Origin of the sequence: Rhodococcus sp. P14 (assembly GCF_000256505.1) — a bacterium.
In the GTDB taxonomy this organism is placed as follows: Bacteria; Actinomycetota; Actinomycetes; order Mycobacteriales; family Mycobacteriaceae; genus Rhodococcus; species Rhodococcus ruber.
Genome location: NZ_AJFC01000051.1, coordinates 1 through 15,844, shown reverse-complemented (window position 1 = coordinate 15,844; position 15,844 = coordinate 1). Strand labels below are relative to the sequence as shown.

Genomic DNA, 15,844 nt, shown 5'->3' with positions numbered 1-15,844 from the left:
CCCCCGCCGCGGTGCACGCGCGTCCCCACCTGCCGCCAGCCGTCCTCCCCGGGGAGGTACACCCGTTCGAGGGCGGTGTCGGGCCGGACGACGAACCGCGCCTCCAGGACGTCGTGGTCACGCAGCCAGGCCAGCCGGTCGAAGTACGCGACGGCCTCCGCCCCGAGCGGGTCCGTGAAGCCGTGCCGCAGGTCCTCGGCGAGGACGTCGCTCGGCGCGTCGGTGCGCCGCAGGTAGACGAATCCGAAGCCGATGCCCTCGACCCCGTGCCGCGCGAAGTGGTCGAGCCAGGCCTCGGCGCGTGCCGCCACCGCCGGATCCCGCGGGTCGGCGTCGCCGTCGCGCAGCCACGTGCCCACGTAGAGGGCGGGGTCGGCGACGTCGCGCTGCACGATCCACGCGTCGACTCCGTGGGCGGGCAGCCAGGACGCGATCCGGCGGCGCCAGTCCTCGCCTTCGAGGTGCACCCACGAAGCCAGCATCGCCGCGGTCCCGCCCGGGTTCAGGTGCTCGGCGGCGCGCGAGATCATCAGTTCGCTCGCGCCGTCGAGGTCCAGGCCCGAGTCCCGGTAGGTGTGCTCGACCCGTCCCGTACTCACCACGAACGGCGGGTTCGCGACGATCCGGTCGAAGCGACGGCCGGCCACCGGCTCGAACCACGACCCCTCGAGCAGTTCGATCTCGACCTCGTTGAGCGCGGCCGTGGCGGCGGCCAGAACCAGTGCCCGGGCATTGACGTCGGTGGCGGTGACAGTGTCGGCGAAATCGGTCGCGCGTACAGCCTGCACGCCGCAGCCGGTGCCCAGGTCCAGCACCGAGCCGACCGGATCGGTGGGCATGGCCTGCAGCAGCGACAGCGACGCGTGTCCGACGCCGAGCACATGATCCTCGCGGGTGCGCCGGGGACGCATCGCCCCGTCGAGGTCCGACAGCATCCAGCGCGTCCCGGTGCCGGCGTCGAGCGGTCGCAGATCCAGCGCTGCGCGCACACCATCGCCGTCGCGTTCGAGCAGCCCGGACGCGATCGCCGTCGCCACGTCGAGTGGTGCGAGCGCGTCGCCCACCTCGTCGGCGGGAAGCGTGTCGCACACGAGGAACAGGCGCACGAGGGTGCCGAGATCACCGCCGCCCGCCGCGGCCCGTCGCACCGGCACGGGTTCGCCGCGTCCCAGCGCGGCGTGCGCGTCGGGACCGAGCAGCTCGAGCATCGTGTCGGTGTCGAACCGTGCGCGAGTGAGTGCCGTGCGCAGCGCGGGACAGATCGAAAGCAGCAGGTCGCGGTCCATCCACGCATTGTGGCAGCACCCTGGTGCCGCGCCCCGGGCCGGGGAATCGGGTCAGCCCTCGATGATGCGCGGCTGTGGGCCCTCGAGCGCCGTGGTGTCGTCGGCGCGGCCGTCCCAACGGCTGGGCTCGTCCTTCGACCGCGGTGGGCGATCGTTGGCGATGAGCACCGCCACCCAGGGAAGGGGGACCGACAGAGCGAGGATGCCCACCGCCAGCCACGGATTGGCGAACGCCGCGTACGCGAGCGCAGCGAGGATCATGGCGGGGATGCGGAAGGACATGAGCGTCAGGTACTTGCGGACCCTCGCTCGGTGCTGCTCCTCCAGCGACGACGCCGCCTCGGTGATCAGAACCGGTTTCTCGGGTGACCCGTCGTCGTAGTCCCCATGGAAACCCGGAGTTCTCGACATCCTTCTACTGTCCCACTCGCGTCCACGGAATGCACATACACATCCGCACCCGGGGTGCGGCATCATGTAACGGTGAGCACCGACATCAAGGAACGGCCGGATACCACCACCGACGAAACCACCGACGACGACACTCCCAAGTTCTTCCACTACGTCAAGAAGGACAAGATCGCCGAGAGTGCGGTCATGGGTACCCATGTCGTCGCGCTGTGCGGCGAAGTCTTCCCGGTGACGCGCTCCCCGAAGCCGGGGTCACCGGTGTGCCCGGAATGCAAGAAGGTCTACGAGGGTCTGCGCAAGGGCGACTGATCGACCGCCTCGTCCGGGGCCGCCGGCGCGGGTGCGCCGACGACGCCCTCCGCTGCGCGTGGGTGCGGCGCGTCCACGGGGCACGACTCGGGTTCCCGCTGCCCCGGCCGCATGATGTCCGGTAGCCGGATCGGGATCGGTGCCGTCCCCAGCCGCCGGGTCAGGCCGGTCACCGCGGCCGGTGCGGGCGCTGCGGCCGCCCGCTCGGCGAGCCACCGGCGCATCTGTTCGATGCGGGTCTCGCGCGCCGGCCAGAACTCCTGCACCGTCGCGTTGAACTCGGCTCCCAGCACGACGGCGAAGCCGAGGAAGAAGGTGAACAGCAGGAACGCGATCGGGGTGGCGAGCGCTCCGTAGGTGTATCCGGTCCCGGAGACCCATCGCAGGTACCAGCGCAGCGCCGCGCTCGATGCCATGAAGAACGTGCCCGCCAGGATCGCACCACCCAGCAGGCGATGCCACGGCAGGGACCTCGGCAACGCCACCTTGTACAGCGTCGTCAGGCCCACGAGCAGCAGCAGGCCCACCCCGGGGTAGTAGAAGGTGTCCAGCAACCGGGACCCGACGTCGTACCACGCCTCCGGCAGCGCCCGTCCGATCATGGTCGGCCCGAGCGCGACGAGCGGCAGCGTGAACACCGCCAGGACGAGGAACACCACGTACAGCAGCAGGGCGAAGAACCGCTGCCAGACGGGATGACGGTGGTCGTGCTGGTCGTGTGCCTCGTCGATGGAGTCGACGAACGTGGAGATTGCCGACGAACCCGCCCACAGCGACAGCAGGAATCCGAGGGACATCACGTCGGCACGGCCCCGCAGCAGCACGTCCTGCACCGTGGGCCCGATGATGTCGTCGACCACGTTCTCGCTGAACATGGTGCGGGAGAACGTCACGATCTTGGACTGGATGATCTCCACCGTATCGGGTCCGAACCACCCGGCGACGTAGCCGAGACTGCCCAGCAGCCCCAGCAGCAGCGGGGGCAGCGACAGCGTCTGCCAGAAGGCGGCCGCCGCGGCCTTGCTGAAGATGGAGTCGTCCCATGCCTTGACCGCCGTCCGGGCGAGCACCTGCAGCCCGCGATGCACCGGCCGCCGCCGCGGGCGCGGTGCGGCGGTCGATCCGGCCGGAGGAGGTGTGTCGCTCATGGGTACTTCCAGCATTCCTGACGACACGCCGCAGTGCGCGGCGGCGGGCCGACGACACCGCGAATTCTGACATGATCGTCTCCTGTCGCCCGCGTCACGGCCGGCGGCTCGGATGCGGGCGGGGCCGGCGGACCGGGATAGGCTGCTCGACGGCCGTCGTCCGTCCGGCGACCGCACGGCGGTGTCCGTCCGCCCGACGGCGGGCCGCAGAGCGAGACCACCCGCACGACCGGAGAAGGAGCACGAGTAGCCGGTGAGCACCGAGACCGTCGGAACAGCGCCCTCCGCCCCGGCCGGACAGCTGCGCGCCTGGCAGCGCCGAGCCCTGACGAAGTACCTCGCGACGAGCCCGCGGGACTTTCTCGCCGTCGCGACCCCCGGCGCCGGTAAGACCACGTTCGCGCTTCGAGTCGCGGGCGAACTGCTGCGCGACCGCACCGTCGACCAGGTGACGGTCGTCGCCCCCACCGAGCATCTCAAGCACCAGTGGGCCGCTTCGGCCGCGCGCTCCGGCATCGCCCTGGACTCGAACTTCACCAACTCCACCGGCCAGACGTCGAGCGACTTCCACGGCGTCGTGGTGACCTACGCGCAGGTGGCCTCGCACCCGTTCAAACACCGCGTCCGCACCGAGGCCCGCCGCACCCTGGTGATCCTCGACGAGATCCACCACGGCGGCGACGCCAAGAGCTGGGGTGAGGGAATCCGGGAGGCGTTCGGCGACGCCACCCGCCGGCTCGCCCTGACCGGTACCCCGTTCCGCAGCGACGACAGCGCCATCCCGTTCGTGACATACGAACCGAACACCGACGGCTTCATGCAGTCCAGGGCCGACCATGCGTACGGCTACGCCGACGCCCTCGCGGACGGTGTCGTGCGTCCGGTGGTCTTCCTCGCCTACTCCGGCGAAGCCCGATGGCGCAACAACGCGGGGGAGGAGTACTCGGCACGACTCGGTGAGCCGCTCAGCGCCGAGCAGACCGCACGCGCGTGGCGGACCGCTCTCGATCCGGCCGGCGACTGGATCCCGGCCGTCCTCACCGCCGCCAACACGCGGCTCGAGCAACTGCGCCAGGGCGGGATGCCCGATGCGGGCGGACTGGTCATCGCCAGCGACCAGACGGTGGCCCGCGCGTACGCCAAGATCCTCGAGCAGCTCACCGGTGAGACGCCCGCCCTCGTCCTGTCCGACGACCCGACCGCGTCGCGGCGCATCTCGGAGTTCGACGCGAGCACGCAGCGCTGGATGGTGGCGGTGCGCATGGTGTCCGAAGGCGTCGACGTCCCTCGGCTCGCGGTGGGCGTGTACGCCACCAGCGCCTCGACGCCGCTGTTCTTCGCCCAGGCCATCGGCCGTTTCGTGCGGTCGCGACGCAAGGGCGAGACCGCGAGCGTGTTCCTGCCGTCCGTGCCGGTGCTTCTCGACCTGGCCAGCCAGCTCGAGGCGCAGCGGGACCACGTGCTCGGTAAGCCGCACCGCGTGAAGGAGGGCTTCGACGACGACCTGCTCGCCGACGCCAACCGGACCAAGGACGAACCGGGCGAGGAGGAGAAGGCGTTCACCGCGCTCGGCGCGGAGGCCGAACTCGACCAGGTGATCTACGACGGCTCCTCGTTCGGCACGGCGACGTTCTCCGGCAGCGAGGAAGAGGCCGACTACCTGGGTCTGCCCGGGCTGCTCGACGCCGAACAGATGCGGGCGCTGCTGCGTCGCCGGCAGCAGGAGCAGCTGGACAAGCCGACGCCGGTCCCCGCACCCGCTCCGCCGCCGCAGGTGGCCGAGCGGGTGGCGACCGCCGACTCGCTGGCCCGGCTGCGCAAGGAACTGAACTCGCTCGTCGCGATGCACCACCACCGGACCGGTAAGCCGCACGGGGTCATCCACGGGGAGTTGCGACGGCAGTGCGGGGGTCCGCCGACCGCGATCGCCACGGCCGAGCAACTCGGCGACCGCATCGCGCTGCTGCGCCAGTGGTGAACCCACTGCCGACGCACCCCCGAAACGGCGAAACGGGCGACCACCCGCGGTGGTCGCCCGTTTCGGCTCGGGTCTCGGAGTCGTCCGGCTCCGGAACGGTGGATCAGACGGCGGCTTCGGCGTCGGACTCGATCGTGGCGCCGAGTTCACGCAGCCGGTCGGTGTGCTCCTTGGCGTGGTGGCCGCAGAAGAGCAGCTCGCCACCGGTGGCAAGGACGGCACGGACGCGAGCGGCTGCACTGCACCGATCGCAGCGGTCTGCGGCGGTCAACTTCGGGCTGGTCAACGTTCCGGGCATGACTCCTCCAAACTGGCCACCACTGTCGTCGGTTGCCTGGGGTCTGGTCCGCCGCACCGGGCCGGCGCGGTGGAACTACTGTGTCAGACGATTCCCGTTCACGCGTTGTTCCAATCCTCCGAAAATCGTGTCGAGTTTCACCCCCGACCCCCCCGAACGCCCACGACGTGCGGTTTCGGGGCTGCGGGTGTTCGCTCACAGCGCAGAGCCCTCGGCGGTGTCGCGGGCCCGGAACGGCCACCGGGAGAGGCTGCGGTGACGAATCGGCTGGTACACATCTGCGCGCGAGCCGACTGGGAGCGGGCGCAGCGCCAAGGAGAGCTTGCCCCCGACTCGCTCGCCACGCACGGGTTCGTGCACCTGTCGACCCCGGAACAGGTGCACCTGCCGGCGAACCGGTTGTTCGCCGGCCGCACGGACCTGGTGCTGCTGCATCTCGACCCGGCGCGGCTCGCGGACGAAGTGCGATGGGAGCCGGGCCTCCCGGACGATCCGGAGGGGATGACGTTTCCGCACCTCTACGGCCCGCTGCCGGTCGCTGCGGTCACCGCGGTGGTGGACTATCGCCCCGGGGGAAACGGACTTTTCGGGGATCCCTGAGGGTGCGCCGTCACCCGGGTGGACTGTGAGTCCTACTCTGGCGGCATGAACGTCGAAGTGACGCCGCTTCCCGGAATCGGCGTGCGCAAGGACTTCGAGCTGGCGTCGGGTCGGCGGATCGGGGTCATCACGCATCGGGACGGCCATTCGGACCTCATCGTCTCGAAGGCGGACGATCCCGATGCCTGTGCGGCCTCCCTGCCGCTGACCGTCGAGGAGGCCGCCACCCTGAGCAACCTGCTCGGCGCGCCGCAACTCGTCGCCCAGCTCCAGGAGGACCACCGGGAACTGCCCGGGATCATCACCCGGCAGCTGCACATCCACGACAGCTCCCGTTTCGACGGGGCAGTGCTCGGGGACACGGCGATGCGTACCCGCACGGGTGTGTCCGTCGTCGCGGTGATGCGCGCCGGGCAGGTGACGCCCTCGCCGGGGCCGGACTTCGTACTCACCGGGGGAGACATCCTCGTCGCCGTCGGCACGGCCGACGGCCTGGACGCCGCGGCCAGGATCCTGCGCAACGGCTGACCGATGAATTCGACCACGCTCGCCCTGATCGAACTGGGGGCGGTGTTCTTCGCCCTCGGCGTGCTCGGACGCCTCGCCGCGCGCTTCGCCATGTCGCCGATCCCGTTCTACCTCCTCGGCGGTCTCGCGTTCGGCACCGGTGGGTTCATCCAGCTGGGTGACATCAGCGAGTTCAGTCACGTTGCCAGTGAGATCGGCGTGGTCCTGCTGCTGCTGCTCCTCGGCCTGGAGTACACGGCCTCCGAACTCGTCACCGGGCTCAAACGGTCCCGCGCGGCAGGCCTGCTCGATCTCGTACTCAACGCCGCGCCGGGAGTGGTGATCGCGCTGCTGCTCGGGTGGGGCGCGACGGGGGCGTTCGTCCTCGGTGGCATCACCTACATCTCGTCCTCGGGCATCATCGCCAAGACCCTGACCGACCTCGGTCGCCTGGGTAACCGGGAGACTCCCGTGGTGCTGTCGATCCTCGTCTTCGAGGACCTCGCGATGGCGGTGTACCTGCCGATCCTGACCGCGGTGCTCGCAGGGGTCAGCCTGATCGGTGGGCTCGAGGCCGTCGCGATCGCGCTGGGGCTGGTCACGGTCGTGCTCGTGCTGGTGCTGCGATACGGGCGTTACGTCTCCGCGGTGCTCGACAGCCCGGACAGCGAGACGCTGCTGCTCAAGCTTCTCGGCGCCGCGCTGCTGGTCGCCGGTGTCAGCTCGGCGATGCAGGTCTCGGCGGCGGTCGGCGCGTTTCTGCTCGGCATCGCGATCTCCGGCTCGACCGCCCACAACGCGGCCCGCGTCCTCGAGCCGCTGCGGGATCTCTTCGCGGCGATCTTCTTCGTGTTCTTCGGCCTCAACACCGATCCGACCGCCATTCCTCCGGTACTGGGGTGGGCGGCGCTGCTCGCCGTCGTCACGGCGCTGACGAAGGTCGCCACCGGCTGGTGGGCGGCGCGACAGCACGGCATCGCCACCATGGGCCGCGCTCGCGCGGGCGCCGCCCTCATCGCCCGCGGTGAGTTCTCCATCGTCATCGCCGGACTCGCCGTCACCTCGGGTCACGTGGACGCCGAGCTCGCAGCCCTCGCTTCGGCGTACGTGCTCATCACGGCGGTGCTCGGCCCCGTGGCGGCGCGGTTCGTCGAGCCGGCGACCCGCGCCGTGGTACCCCGGCTACGCGAACGGCCGCCGGCTGCGGAGCCGACGGCCGATCGCCGTGAAGCGGAGGAGTTCTAGGTGGATCCTCAGTCGAGGTAGTCGCGCAGCACCTGCGACCGCGACGGGTGCCGCAGCTTCGACATGGTCTTCGACTCGATCTGCCGGATCCGCTCGCGGGTGACCCCGTAGACCTGCCCGATCTCGTCGAGGGTCCGCGGCTGACCGTCGGTCAGGCCGAACCGCAGCCGGACCACCCCGGCCTCACGTTCGGACAGTGTCTCGAGTACCGACTGCAGCTGATCCTGCAGCAGCGTGAACGACACCGCGTCCACCGCCACCACGGCCTCGCTGTCCTCGATGAAGTCGCCGAGCTGGCTGTCGCCCTCGTCGCCGATGGTCTGGTCGAGCGAGATCGGCTCCCGGGCGTACTGCTGGATCTCCAGTACCTTCTCCGGCGTGATGTCCATCTCCTTGGCCAGTTCCTCCGGAGTGGGCTCGCGCCCGAGGTCCTGGAGGAGCTCACGCTGGATGCGGCCGAGCTTGTTGATCACCTCGACCATGTGCACCGGGATGCGGATGGTGCGGGCCTGATCCGCCATGGCGCGGGTGATGGCCTGCCGGATCCACCAGGTGGCGTACGTGGAGAACTTGTAACCCTTGGTGTAGTCGAACTTCTCCACCGCGCGGATCAGACCGAGATTGCCCTCCTGGATGAGATCCAGGAAGGCCATCCCCCGGCCGGTGTAGCGCTTGGCGAGTGAGACGACGAGTCGCAGGTTGGCCTCGAGCAGATGGTTCTTGGCGCGGTTGCCGTCGCGGCAGATCCAGTTCAGGTCGCGGCGCTGCGCGACCGGCAGCTTCTCGCCCTTGTCGGCGTACTCCTGCAGCCGGTAGGTCGCGTACAGGCCGGCCTCGATGCGCTTGGCGAGCTCGACCTCCTCCTCGGCGTTGAGCAGGGCAACCTTGCCGATCTGCTTGAGGTAGGCGCGCACCGAGTCGGCGGAGGCGGTCAGCTCGGCGTCCTTGCGGGCCTGCCGCAGCGCCTCCGACTCCTCTTCGTCCCAGACGAAGTCGCCCGACGCCTTGTCCTTGTCGCTGGGCTCGTCGTCGGCGTCCGCCGCCTCCACGACCACGTCCTCGGCGCCTTCGAGTTCGGCCTCGGCGACGTCGATGTCCTCGAGCGCGGCTTCCTCGCCCTCGAACTCGTCGCCGGCCGGCTTGCCCGCCTTCTTGGCGGCGGCCTTCTTCGCCGTCGTCTTCTTGGCGGCGGCCTTCTTCGCCGGGGCCTTCTTGGCGGCCGCCTTCTTCGCCGGGGCCTTCTTGGCCGGGGCCTTCTTCGCCGGCCGCTTCGTGGCGGGTGCGGTACCGGTCGCGGATTCCGCGGCGTCCGCGGAGGCTGCCGATTCGTTGGGGGAATCAGCCGTGTGGATGTCGGTGGCTGCCACGTACGCCCTTTCGTGACGAGGTAGTGCGGCGTCGCGCCAGAGGGGTTCCGGCGGAGAGGTCTGTCGGGATCAGGCCGGTTCGCAGCCGGCTGTGCACCATTGTAACGATCGCCGTCGTGCGCGATGTGCAGGACTCAGGGGTGGACGCCTGTTTTCGCAGCCCACGCGGCCCCGATGATGCCGGCGGTGTTGCGCAACGCGGCCGGAACGACGGGCGTGCGGTTGGTCAGCAGCGGGATCCACTTCTCGTGCTTGCGGCTGATGCCGCCGCCGGCGATGAACAGGTCGGGCCACAGCAGGGCCTCGAACCGCGACAGCACCAGCGAGACCTCCTTGGCCCACCGCTTGTACGACCACTCGTTGCTCTCCTTGACCGACGACGCCGCGCGGTGCTCGGCTTCCATCCCGTCGACCTCCATGTGCCCGAACTCGGTGTTCGGCAACAGAACGCCGTTGTGCAGCACCGCCGAGCCGATCCCTGTTCCGAAGGTGAGCAGGACGACCACTCCCGACGCGTCCCTGGCCGCACCGAAGCGGTCCTCGGCGAGACCGGCGGCATCCGCGTCGTTCAGCACGCTGATTGGGCGATCCCCCAGAGCCGAAGCGAACAACGCCCGGGCGTCGGTGCCGATCCATGCCGGATCGATGTTCGCGGCCGTACGCGCCACCCCACCGGTCACCACACTGGGCAGGGTGACCCCCACCGGTCCGGTCCACTGCGCCTGCTCCACGATTCGGGCGACGGTGTCCGCGACCGCCTGCGGAGTCGACGGCTGGGGAGTCAGGATCTTGATGCGCTCACCCACCAGAACACCCGTGGACATGTCGACGACCCCGCCCTTGATGCCGCTGCCCCCGACGTCGACACCGAATCCCAGAAGGTCCGGATCCGGCATGGCCGGCTGGGTCGTCTGCGTCATCTCGCGCTCCCTCTCGTCACCGGAACAGTCACCGCGGGCAACCGCTGTCGTGACGTCACCCTAATGCGAACGCGGCGGCAACGCGGGTGGTGCCGTACCGCGCAGTGTGTTCGGATACTCGGGTGCCCGACACCCCGGATCCCCACCCTTGCACCCTTTCCCGCGACGCCACCACGGACCCGGCCCGGCTGCGGGAGATCGCCGTGGACGTCGCGGTGGCGGCCGCCGCCCACGTGCGCGCCCGGCGGCCCGAGCTGTTCCCGGCCGCCGACCCGGGTGCTCGCACGGCCGGCGCGGTGCGATCGAAGAGCACCGACACCGATCCGGTGACGATGGCGGACACCGAGACCGAGGACCTCATCCGGCGACTGCTGACCCGGTCGCGGCCGGGCGACGCGATCCTCGGGGAGGAGGGCGGCGCCGATGCCGGGTCGACCGGTGTCCGATGGGTTGTCGACCCCATCGACGGCACGGTGAACTTCGTGTACGGCATCCCCGCGTACGCGGTCTCGATAGCAGCCCAGGTCGGTGGAAGATCTGTGGCGGGAGCGGTGGTCGATGTCGCCGCCGGAGATGTCTACTCGGCCGCGCGCGGAGAGGGGGCCACCCGCACCGACGCCGGGGGATCGGTGACGCGTCTGCGCTGCAACCCGGTCGGGGACATCGCCCACGCACTCGTCGCGACCGGTTTCTCCTACGCGCCGCACCGGCGCGAACGACAGGGCCTTCTGGTGGCGGAGCTGCTGCCGAGAGTGCGGGACATCCGCCGGATCGGCGCGGCCGCCCTGGACCTGTGCATGGTGGCTTCGGGCCGGGTCGATGCCCACTACGAACACGGGCTGCAACCGTGGGACTGGGCCGCCGGTGCGCTGATCGCCGCGGAGGCGGGCGCCTGGGTGCGGCTACCGACCGGTGGCGGCGACGTCGGCGAGATCACCGTCGCCGCTGCACCCGGCGTCGCAGCACAGCTCGCGGACCTGCTCGCCACGTTCGGCGCCGACGCTCCGATCCCGGCCTGACGGTCCGCGGCGCTCAGCAGCGGGCGTCGCGGGCCGCCGCCAGCAGGTCGATGTCCAGCGGCGCGGCGGCCGCACCCACCGGCGCCTCCCGCAGCGACTGCAGCACCTCCTCGGCATCGGCGTTGGGCGCGATCTCCTTGGAGTAGGTGCCCAGGGCGAGGTCGACGGTGTCGTCGGCACGGTCGTCGCGGACGAGTTCGGCGCACGGTGCGACCAGCCACACCGTGCTGGCAGCTGCGGCTCCGGCCGCCCCGAACCTGATCTGACCGTGGCACTGCATGTTCTGGTCGACGTAGACGGGGTCGTTGCCCGCCTGGACGTCCGGTGCGCTCGCGAAGCCGTACTCGGCCAGCTGGGTGGCCACATGGGTCGCCTGGCCACGTTCACCGTTGGCGTTGAACACCCGCACCCGCGTCGCCGCCAGGGGAGCGGGCTCGACGTCGAGCAGGACGGACCGGTCGACCACCTCGCCGAGGGGGGCCGGTTGCGGTCCTCCGGGCTCCGACGGCACGGTCGGCGGGGCGTTGCATGCCACGGTCCGGGATACCGGGTCGGAACCGGCGAACACCGATGCCCACACCACGATCCCGACCGTAGCCAGAATCGCGAACAGTGCCGCGGCCGGCACGACGCGGCGGCGGGGGAACGGCCGGCCGCGTTCGTCACGCGCCCGGCCTTCGGTGATCAGGGAAACCACGGCGCCCTGCCTCTCGCATCTCCAAGGGGTGTGTGCGACCACTGTAGAGGGCATCCCGGGGGGGTCCGCGAAGGCGGGCGAACGGTGGAATGTCTCGAGTTGCTGTGGTGTTGGTGACAATTGACCGACATTTCCCCGGATCGCGTGTATCGGTTACGGCTTCTGTGGGTACTTCCGCTATTGTTCGGCGGCCCAGGTCGTCGAAGATTCGATGATCGGGCTTTCGACAGCGGGAGGCCCGGGTCGTGTCCGGGACCCGGACACGGTCGGCGGGAACTTCCGGAGACGGTCGGGCGTTGCCCCCGCCGAAGGACATGAACAGTGTCCTCCGGCCGGGCACCTGCACGAGGACTAGAGGTAGAGGAAATGGCGACTGACTACGACGCACCGAGGCGAACCGAAACCGACGAGGTGTCGGAGGATTCACTCGAAGAACTGAAGGCGCGACGCAACGAGGCGCAGTCCGCCGTCGTGGACGTCGACGAGTCGGATACCGCGGAGTCCTTCGAGCTGCCCGGCGCCGATCTGTCCGGCGAGGAGCTGTCGGTCCGGGTGGTGCCCAAGCAGGCCGACGAGTTCACCTGCTCGAGCTGTTTCCTGGTACACCACCGCAGCCGGCTCGCCAGCGACGAGAACGGCGTGATGATCTGCCGGGACTGTGCAGCCTGAGTCCCGGCGGGACTGTGCAGCCTGAGTCCCGGCGGGACTGTCCACGCTGAGTCCCGGACGATCGCGCTGACCGGCCGTGCCCGGTTCAGTGTCCGGAGTGGTCGGCGCATCCCAGGGCGGCCTGCAGCTCCGCGGGCCGCCTGGTGCTGATCAGCCAGTACGGGGTGGGGTCGTCCGGGTCGTCCAGCACGACGAGCACCATCGTCCCGATCCACGGGCGGTGCTGGACGTATGCCGCCGGGTCGAGCTGGCGGCCCAGGGCGGCGCTCTTCGCCGACGCCGGCACCACGACAGCGCGGGAGATCACCTCGAGCGGCAGGTGCGCCCGGCCGACGATCAGTTCCCCGCCCGTCACCTCCAACCGCAGACGGGACAGCCACACGAGCGCCCAGACAGGGAACGGCAGCAGCAGCACGTACGGCAGCCAGGCTTGCAGACCGGGCGCCCCCATGTGCAGTTCCGCGGCCAGCAGCGCGGCCACGCCCAGGCCGAGGGGCCACCACCACAGCGGCACCCACATCCGTTCGGAGTAGACCGGCACGTCGGTCGTCTGCTGCGCATCCGCGTCGGGTCGAGAGGTTCGAGACACGTCCATCAGAGTAGTCTCGGTGCACGTGACCGATCTTCCAGCCGTCCCTCTGCTCCGTCTGGACCCGGGGATTCCTGTGCCCGCCCGCGCACACACCGGCGACGCCGGCGTGGACTTGTGCACCACGGTGGACGTGACCCTCGAGCCCGGGCGGCGAGCGCTGGTGGGGACCGGCATCGCGGTGGCCCTGCCCGTCGGCACGGTGGGTCTGATCCATCCGCGTTCCGGCCTGGCCGCGAAGTTCGGGCTCTCGGTGGTCAATACCCCCGGGACGGTGGATGCGGGCTACCGCGGCGAGATCAAGGTGTGCCTGATCAACCACGATCCCGACCGCGCGGTCGAGCTGCGTCGTGGCGACCGCATCGCCCAACTGCTCGTGCAGAAGGTGGAACTCGTCGACTTCGTCGAGGTCGACTCTCTCGACGACACCAGCCGAGGCGCCGGAGGATACGGATCGAGCGGTGGGCACGCAGGTCTGGTGAAGGAAGGTTCCTGACATGTTCGGACGACGCCGGAAGAACCGGGACGCCGAAGCACCCGGACTCGCGGACGAGGCTGAGTTCGCGCCCATGCCCGGGGAAGACGAGACACCGGTGCCGCAGGGCGGTCCCTACGACATCGACGACATCGGCGAGGACGCGGTCGGCGGCCGGCTCGACCTCGGGTCGGTCCTCGTGCCGCTGCCGCCGGGTGGGCAGATCCAGGTGGAGATGGCGCCGAACGGTCAACCCCAGGCCGTGCATCTGGTGACCCAGCACGGACGGATCACCGTCTCCGCGTACGCGGCGCCGAAGTCTCCGGGGCAGTGGCGGGAGGTGGCTGCCGAGCTGGCCGAATCGCTGCGCCGCGACAATGCGACGGTCAGCATCGAGAGCGGACCGTGGGGCCGGGAACTGCAGGGCAGCACCCCGAACGCGGATCTGCGCTTTCTGGGGGTCGACGGTTACCGGTGGATGATCCGCTGCGTGGTCGCCGGGCCGGCCGGTTCGGTGACGGCTGATTCGCCGCTGGTGGAGACCGCACGCAGCATCGTCGCCGAAACCGTCGTGCGTCGCGGCCAGGATCCGCACCCGGTGCGCACGCCGTTGCCGGTGGTGCTGCCGAAGGCTCTTGCCGAGCAACTAGCCGCCGCCGCACAGCAGCAGCAGCACGCAGCCGCGCAGCAGGCAGCGCAGCCGACGCCCCAGCAGCCGGGACCTCAGCAGCCGGGACCTCAGCAGCCGGCACCTCAGCAGCCGGCACCGCCTCAGCAGCCGGCACCACAGACGCGCCCGCGGCACGGCGAGTCGGGCTCGGCGATGCAGCAGCTCGGTTTCTGACGGTCCGATCCGTCAGCCCCGGACGCGCCGCAGCGCCTTCAGGCAGGTCGTTCCCAGTACGGACGGGTCGGCGCCGATCTCGGCGAGGGTGACGGTGCCCAGCGCGGCCCGCGTCAGGTGGGCACACCATTCCTGCGCGACCGCGAGGGGATGGACCGCGTCGTCCACGGCGGCGGCGATGCCGACCGGCACCTCCACGGCCTGCAGCTCGTGCAGGTCCAGGGCCCGGTATCGGGATGCCTCGTCGAGCGCCGCCGGCAGGCCCGGCCACTGCGACCGCCAGGAGCGGGCCAGTTCCGTCCCGAGCCACGCGGGGCTGGACGCCACCATCGCGGCGGTCACCGCAGCCAGCCCGTGGGTACGTAGCTCCCCGGCGGTCCATCGGGCGCTCGCCGCCGCCGGTGCGGCGTCCGGTGAGCCCGTCCACGCCGGCAGCGCAGCCAGCACGCCGACGGTGCGTCCGGGATTCTCGGCCGCCCATCGCAGTGCGACCGCGGCCCCGAGCGATACGCCGCCCACCAGCACCGGCCCCTCGGCCGCGGCCCGGTCGAGGGCATCGACGTAGCTGCCGACCACGCGTGCCGGATCCGGGTCGACCGCGACGGTGCGTACTCCGGTGGCGGCGAGCGGACCCGCGAACGCACGCTCGGCGAAGTGCGCGTCGGAGCCTGTTCCGGGCAGGATCACGGCGACGACAGCCCTGGTCGCGTGGCGTTCGGGGGAGCTGTTCACGGAGGGCATGCCCCGATCCTGCCGGACCCGTCGGCGCAGGTGGGAACCGGAGTGGTTGCCCTGTCCCGATAGGTCTACAGTGGCCCTCAGGAAAGCCCCATGCGCGGCCCGCGACCCGTGCCGCGCCCGTTCCAGGAGCACGCTATGGCAACCGCCGCAGCCGGTTACTTCCGCCGACTCACCCGTCGGCTCACGGAAGATCTCGAACAGCTCGACGCCGAGGAGATCGCCGAAACCGCCCAGGCGACCGGGGCCCGCCGCGCTTGCGACTGTGCGCGCGGGGAGGAAGTGACCATGTTCGGCCGCCTCCGCAGTGTCGAGGCGTGCCCGAAGGCCGCCAGCGCCGCCGTCGAGGCGGAACTGTTCGACGGCACCGAAGCCGTCAAGCTCGTGTGGATCGGACGTCGCCGCATCCCGGGCATCGAGCCGGGCAAGACGCTGCTCGTGCGCGGCCGCGTCGGCGAACGCGACGGCGCGAAGGTCCTCTACAACCCGTATTACGAACTGCGCGAGCGGGCCTGACCCGGTCGTCGCCCCGCGCCCGTACCCGGCGCCACCCGCCCCTGAGCTGAGCTGTGGCACCCTCGTAGGAGTGAGCGAGAAGCAGCAGACGGTTCTGGAACAACTCGGTGGACTCAGCGGGTTGGTCTCGTCGACCGTGCCCGTGCTGGTGTTCGTTCCGGTCAACAGCATCTGGGGTCTGACCGCCGCGATCTGGGCCGCCCTCGCCGCGGCCACCGCCGTGCTCGT

General features: G+C 70.6%; 20 protein-coding genes. 11 read left to right on the top strand and 9 right to left on the bottom strand.

Annotation, left to right across the window (positions count from 1 at the left end; translation table 11 throughout):
* Both OEY_RS0103735 and OEY_RS0103730 read right to left on the bottom strand, forming a co-directional pair.
* On the bottom strand, positions 1-1,286 hold a 1,286-nt coding region (locus tag OEY_RS0103735), incomplete at its 3' end, for a DUF7059 domain-containing protein (RefSeq protein ID WP_010592603.1).
* Between the two features lie 51 nt (positions 1,287-1,337).
* On the bottom strand, positions 1,338-1,697 hold the full coding sequence (locus OEY_RS0103730) for a DUF3099 domain-containing protein (protein WP_010592602.1): 360 nt from the start codon (positions 1,695-1,697) through the stop codon (positions 1,338-1,340).
* A gap of 72 nt (positions 1,698-1,769) precedes the next feature.
* On the opposite strand from OEY_RS0103730, the gene OEY_RS0103725 reads away from it, so the two are divergent.
* On the top strand, positions 1,770-2,006 hold the full coding sequence (locus OEY_RS0103725; RefSeq protein WP_003935590.1) for a DUF3039 domain-containing protein: 237 nt from the start codon (positions 1,770-1,772) through the stop codon (positions 2,004-2,006).
* Here the strand turns inward: OEY_RS0103725 and OEY_RS0103720 are convergent.
* On the bottom strand, positions 1,979-3,154 hold the full coding sequence (locus OEY_RS0103720; RefSeq protein WP_010592601.1) for a YihY/virulence factor BrkB family protein: 1,176 nt from the start codon (positions 3,152-3,154) through the stop codon (positions 1,979-1,981). The genes OEY_RS0103725 and OEY_RS0103720 overlap by 28 nt on opposite strands.
* Positions 3,155-3,407: 253 nt before the next feature.
* Here OEY_RS0103720 and OEY_RS0103715 point away from each other — a divergent pair, with 253 nt between their 5' ends.
* The gene (locus OEY_RS0103715) at positions 3,408-5,132 is read left to right on the top strand and encodes a DEAD/DEAH box helicase (RefSeq protein ID WP_010592600.1); all 1,725 of its coding nucleotides are present in this window, start codon (positions 3,408-3,410) and stop codon (positions 5,130-5,132) included.
* A gap of 103 nt (positions 5,133-5,235) precedes the next feature.
* Here OEY_RS0103715 and OEY_RS0103710 read toward each other — a convergent pair whose 3' ends face one another.
* Positions 5,236-5,430, bottom strand: a complete 195-nt coding sequence (locus OEY_RS0103710) for a DUF7455 domain-containing protein (RefSeq protein WP_010592599.1) — start codon at positions 5,428-5,430, stop codon at positions 5,236-5,238.
* Positions 5,431-5,685: 255 nt separating this feature from the next.
* Here OEY_RS0103710 and OEY_RS0103705 point away from each other — a divergent pair, with 255 nt between their 5' ends.
* From OEY_RS0103705 to OEY_RS0103695, 3 genes are read left to right on the top strand one after another with little or no spacing between them, the layout of a single operon-like run.
* Positions 5,686-6,030 carry a DUF952 domain-containing protein gene (locus OEY_RS0103705; RefSeq protein ID WP_010592598.1) on the top strand — a complete coding sequence of 115 codons (345 nt, stop codon included), beginning with the start codon at positions 5,686-5,688 and terminating at the stop codon, positions 6,028-6,030.
* A gap of 45 nt (positions 6,031-6,075) precedes the next feature.
* Positions 6,076-6,558, top strand: coding sequence for a cation:proton antiporter regulatory subunit (locus OEY_RS0103700; RefSeq protein WP_010592597.1), 483 nt, complete (start codon positions 6,076-6,078; stop codon positions 6,556-6,558).
* Between the two features lie 3 nt (positions 6,559-6,561).
* Positions 6,562-7,782, top strand: coding sequence for a cation:proton antiporter (locus OEY_RS0103695; RefSeq protein ID WP_010592596.1), 1,221 nt, complete (start codon positions 6,562-6,564; stop codon positions 7,780-7,782).
* An 8-nt stretch (positions 7,783-7,790) separates the two neighbouring features.
* Here OEY_RS0103695 and OEY_RS0103690 read toward each other — a convergent pair whose 3' ends face one another.
* Together OEY_RS0103690 and ppgK are read right to left on the bottom strand one after the other, a co-directional pair.
* On the bottom strand, positions 7,791-9,149 hold the full coding sequence (locus OEY_RS0103690; RefSeq protein ID WP_010592595.1) for an RNA polymerase sigma factor: 1,359 nt from the start codon (positions 9,147-9,149) through the stop codon (positions 7,791-7,793).
* A gap of 134 nt (positions 9,150-9,283) precedes the next feature.
* Positions 9,284-10,069, bottom strand: a complete 786-nt coding sequence (gene ppgK, locus OEY_RS0103685) for a polyphosphate--glucose phosphotransferase (protein WP_010592594.1) — start codon at positions 10,067-10,069, stop codon at positions 9,284-9,286.
* A 122-nt stretch (positions 10,070-10,191) separates the two neighbouring features.
* Between ppgK and OEY_RS0103680 the strand changes: the two genes are divergently transcribed.
* Positions 10,192-11,088 carry an inositol monophosphatase family protein gene (locus tag OEY_RS0103680; RefSeq protein WP_010592593.1) on the top strand — a complete coding sequence of 299 codons (897 nt, stop codon included), beginning with the start codon at positions 10,192-10,194 and terminating at the stop codon, positions 11,086-11,088.
* Between the two features lie 13 nt (positions 11,089-11,101).
* On the opposite strand, the gene cei is transcribed toward OEY_RS0103680, so the two are convergent.
* On the bottom strand, positions 11,102-11,785 hold the full coding sequence (cei, locus tag OEY_RS0103675) for an envelope integrity protein Cei (protein ID WP_010592592.1): 684 nt from the start codon (positions 11,783-11,785) through the stop codon (positions 11,102-11,104).
* 366 nt (positions 11,786-12,151) lie between these two features.
* Here cei and OEY_RS0103670 point away from each other — a divergent pair, with 366 nt between their 5' ends.
* Positions 12,152-12,454 carry a DUF4193 domain-containing protein gene (locus OEY_RS0103670; protein WP_003935578.1) on the top strand — a complete coding sequence of 101 codons (303 nt, stop codon included), beginning with the start codon at positions 12,152-12,154 and terminating at the stop codon, positions 12,452-12,454.
* Positions 12,455-12,539: 85 nt separating this feature from the next.
* On the opposite strand, the gene OEY_RS0103665 is transcribed toward OEY_RS0103670, so the two are convergent.
* Positions 12,540-13,049 (bottom strand): DUF3093 domain-containing protein, encoded by a 510-nt coding sequence (locus OEY_RS0103665; protein WP_010592591.1) that lies wholly within the window; start codon positions 13,047-13,049, stop codon positions 12,540-12,542.
* Positions 13,050-13,068: 19 nt separating this feature from the next.
* Here OEY_RS0103665 and dut point away from each other — a divergent pair, with 19 nt between their 5' ends.
* Both dut and OEY_RS0103655 read left to right on the top strand, forming a co-directional pair.
* Positions 13,069-13,539 carry a dUTP diphosphatase gene (dut, locus tag OEY_RS0103660; protein ID WP_082061237.1) on the top strand — a complete coding sequence of 157 codons (471 nt, stop codon included), beginning with the start codon at positions 13,069-13,071 and terminating at the stop codon, positions 13,537-13,539.
* Position 13,540: 1 nt separating this feature from the next.
* The gene (locus OEY_RS0103655) at positions 13,541-14,362 is read left to right on the top strand and encodes a DUF3710 domain-containing protein (RefSeq protein WP_010592589.1); all 822 of its coding nucleotides are present in this window, start codon (positions 13,541-13,543) and stop codon (positions 14,360-14,362) included.
* A gap of 12 nt (positions 14,363-14,374) precedes the next feature.
* Here OEY_RS0103655 and OEY_RS0103650 read toward each other — a convergent pair whose 3' ends face one another.
* A complete protein-coding gene (locus OEY_RS0103650) occupies positions 14,375-15,103 on the bottom strand; it encodes an alpha/beta fold hydrolase (protein WP_010592588.1) in 729 nt (242 codons plus the stop codon).
* Positions 15,104-15,238: 135 nt separating this feature from the next.
* Here OEY_RS0103650 and OEY_RS0103645 point away from each other — a divergent pair, with 135 nt between their 5' ends.
* Complete coding sequence (locus OEY_RS0103645) at positions 15,239-15,616, top strand: OB-fold nucleic acid binding domain-containing protein (protein ID WP_003935573.1); 378 nt, start codon at positions 15,239-15,241, stop codon at positions 15,614-15,616.
* A 70-nt stretch (positions 15,617-15,686) separates the two neighbouring features.
* A partial coding sequence (locus OEY_RS30365; RefSeq protein ID WP_010592587.1) for a DUF3159 domain-containing protein occupies positions 15,687-15,844 on the top strand: 158 nt, incomplete at its 3' end.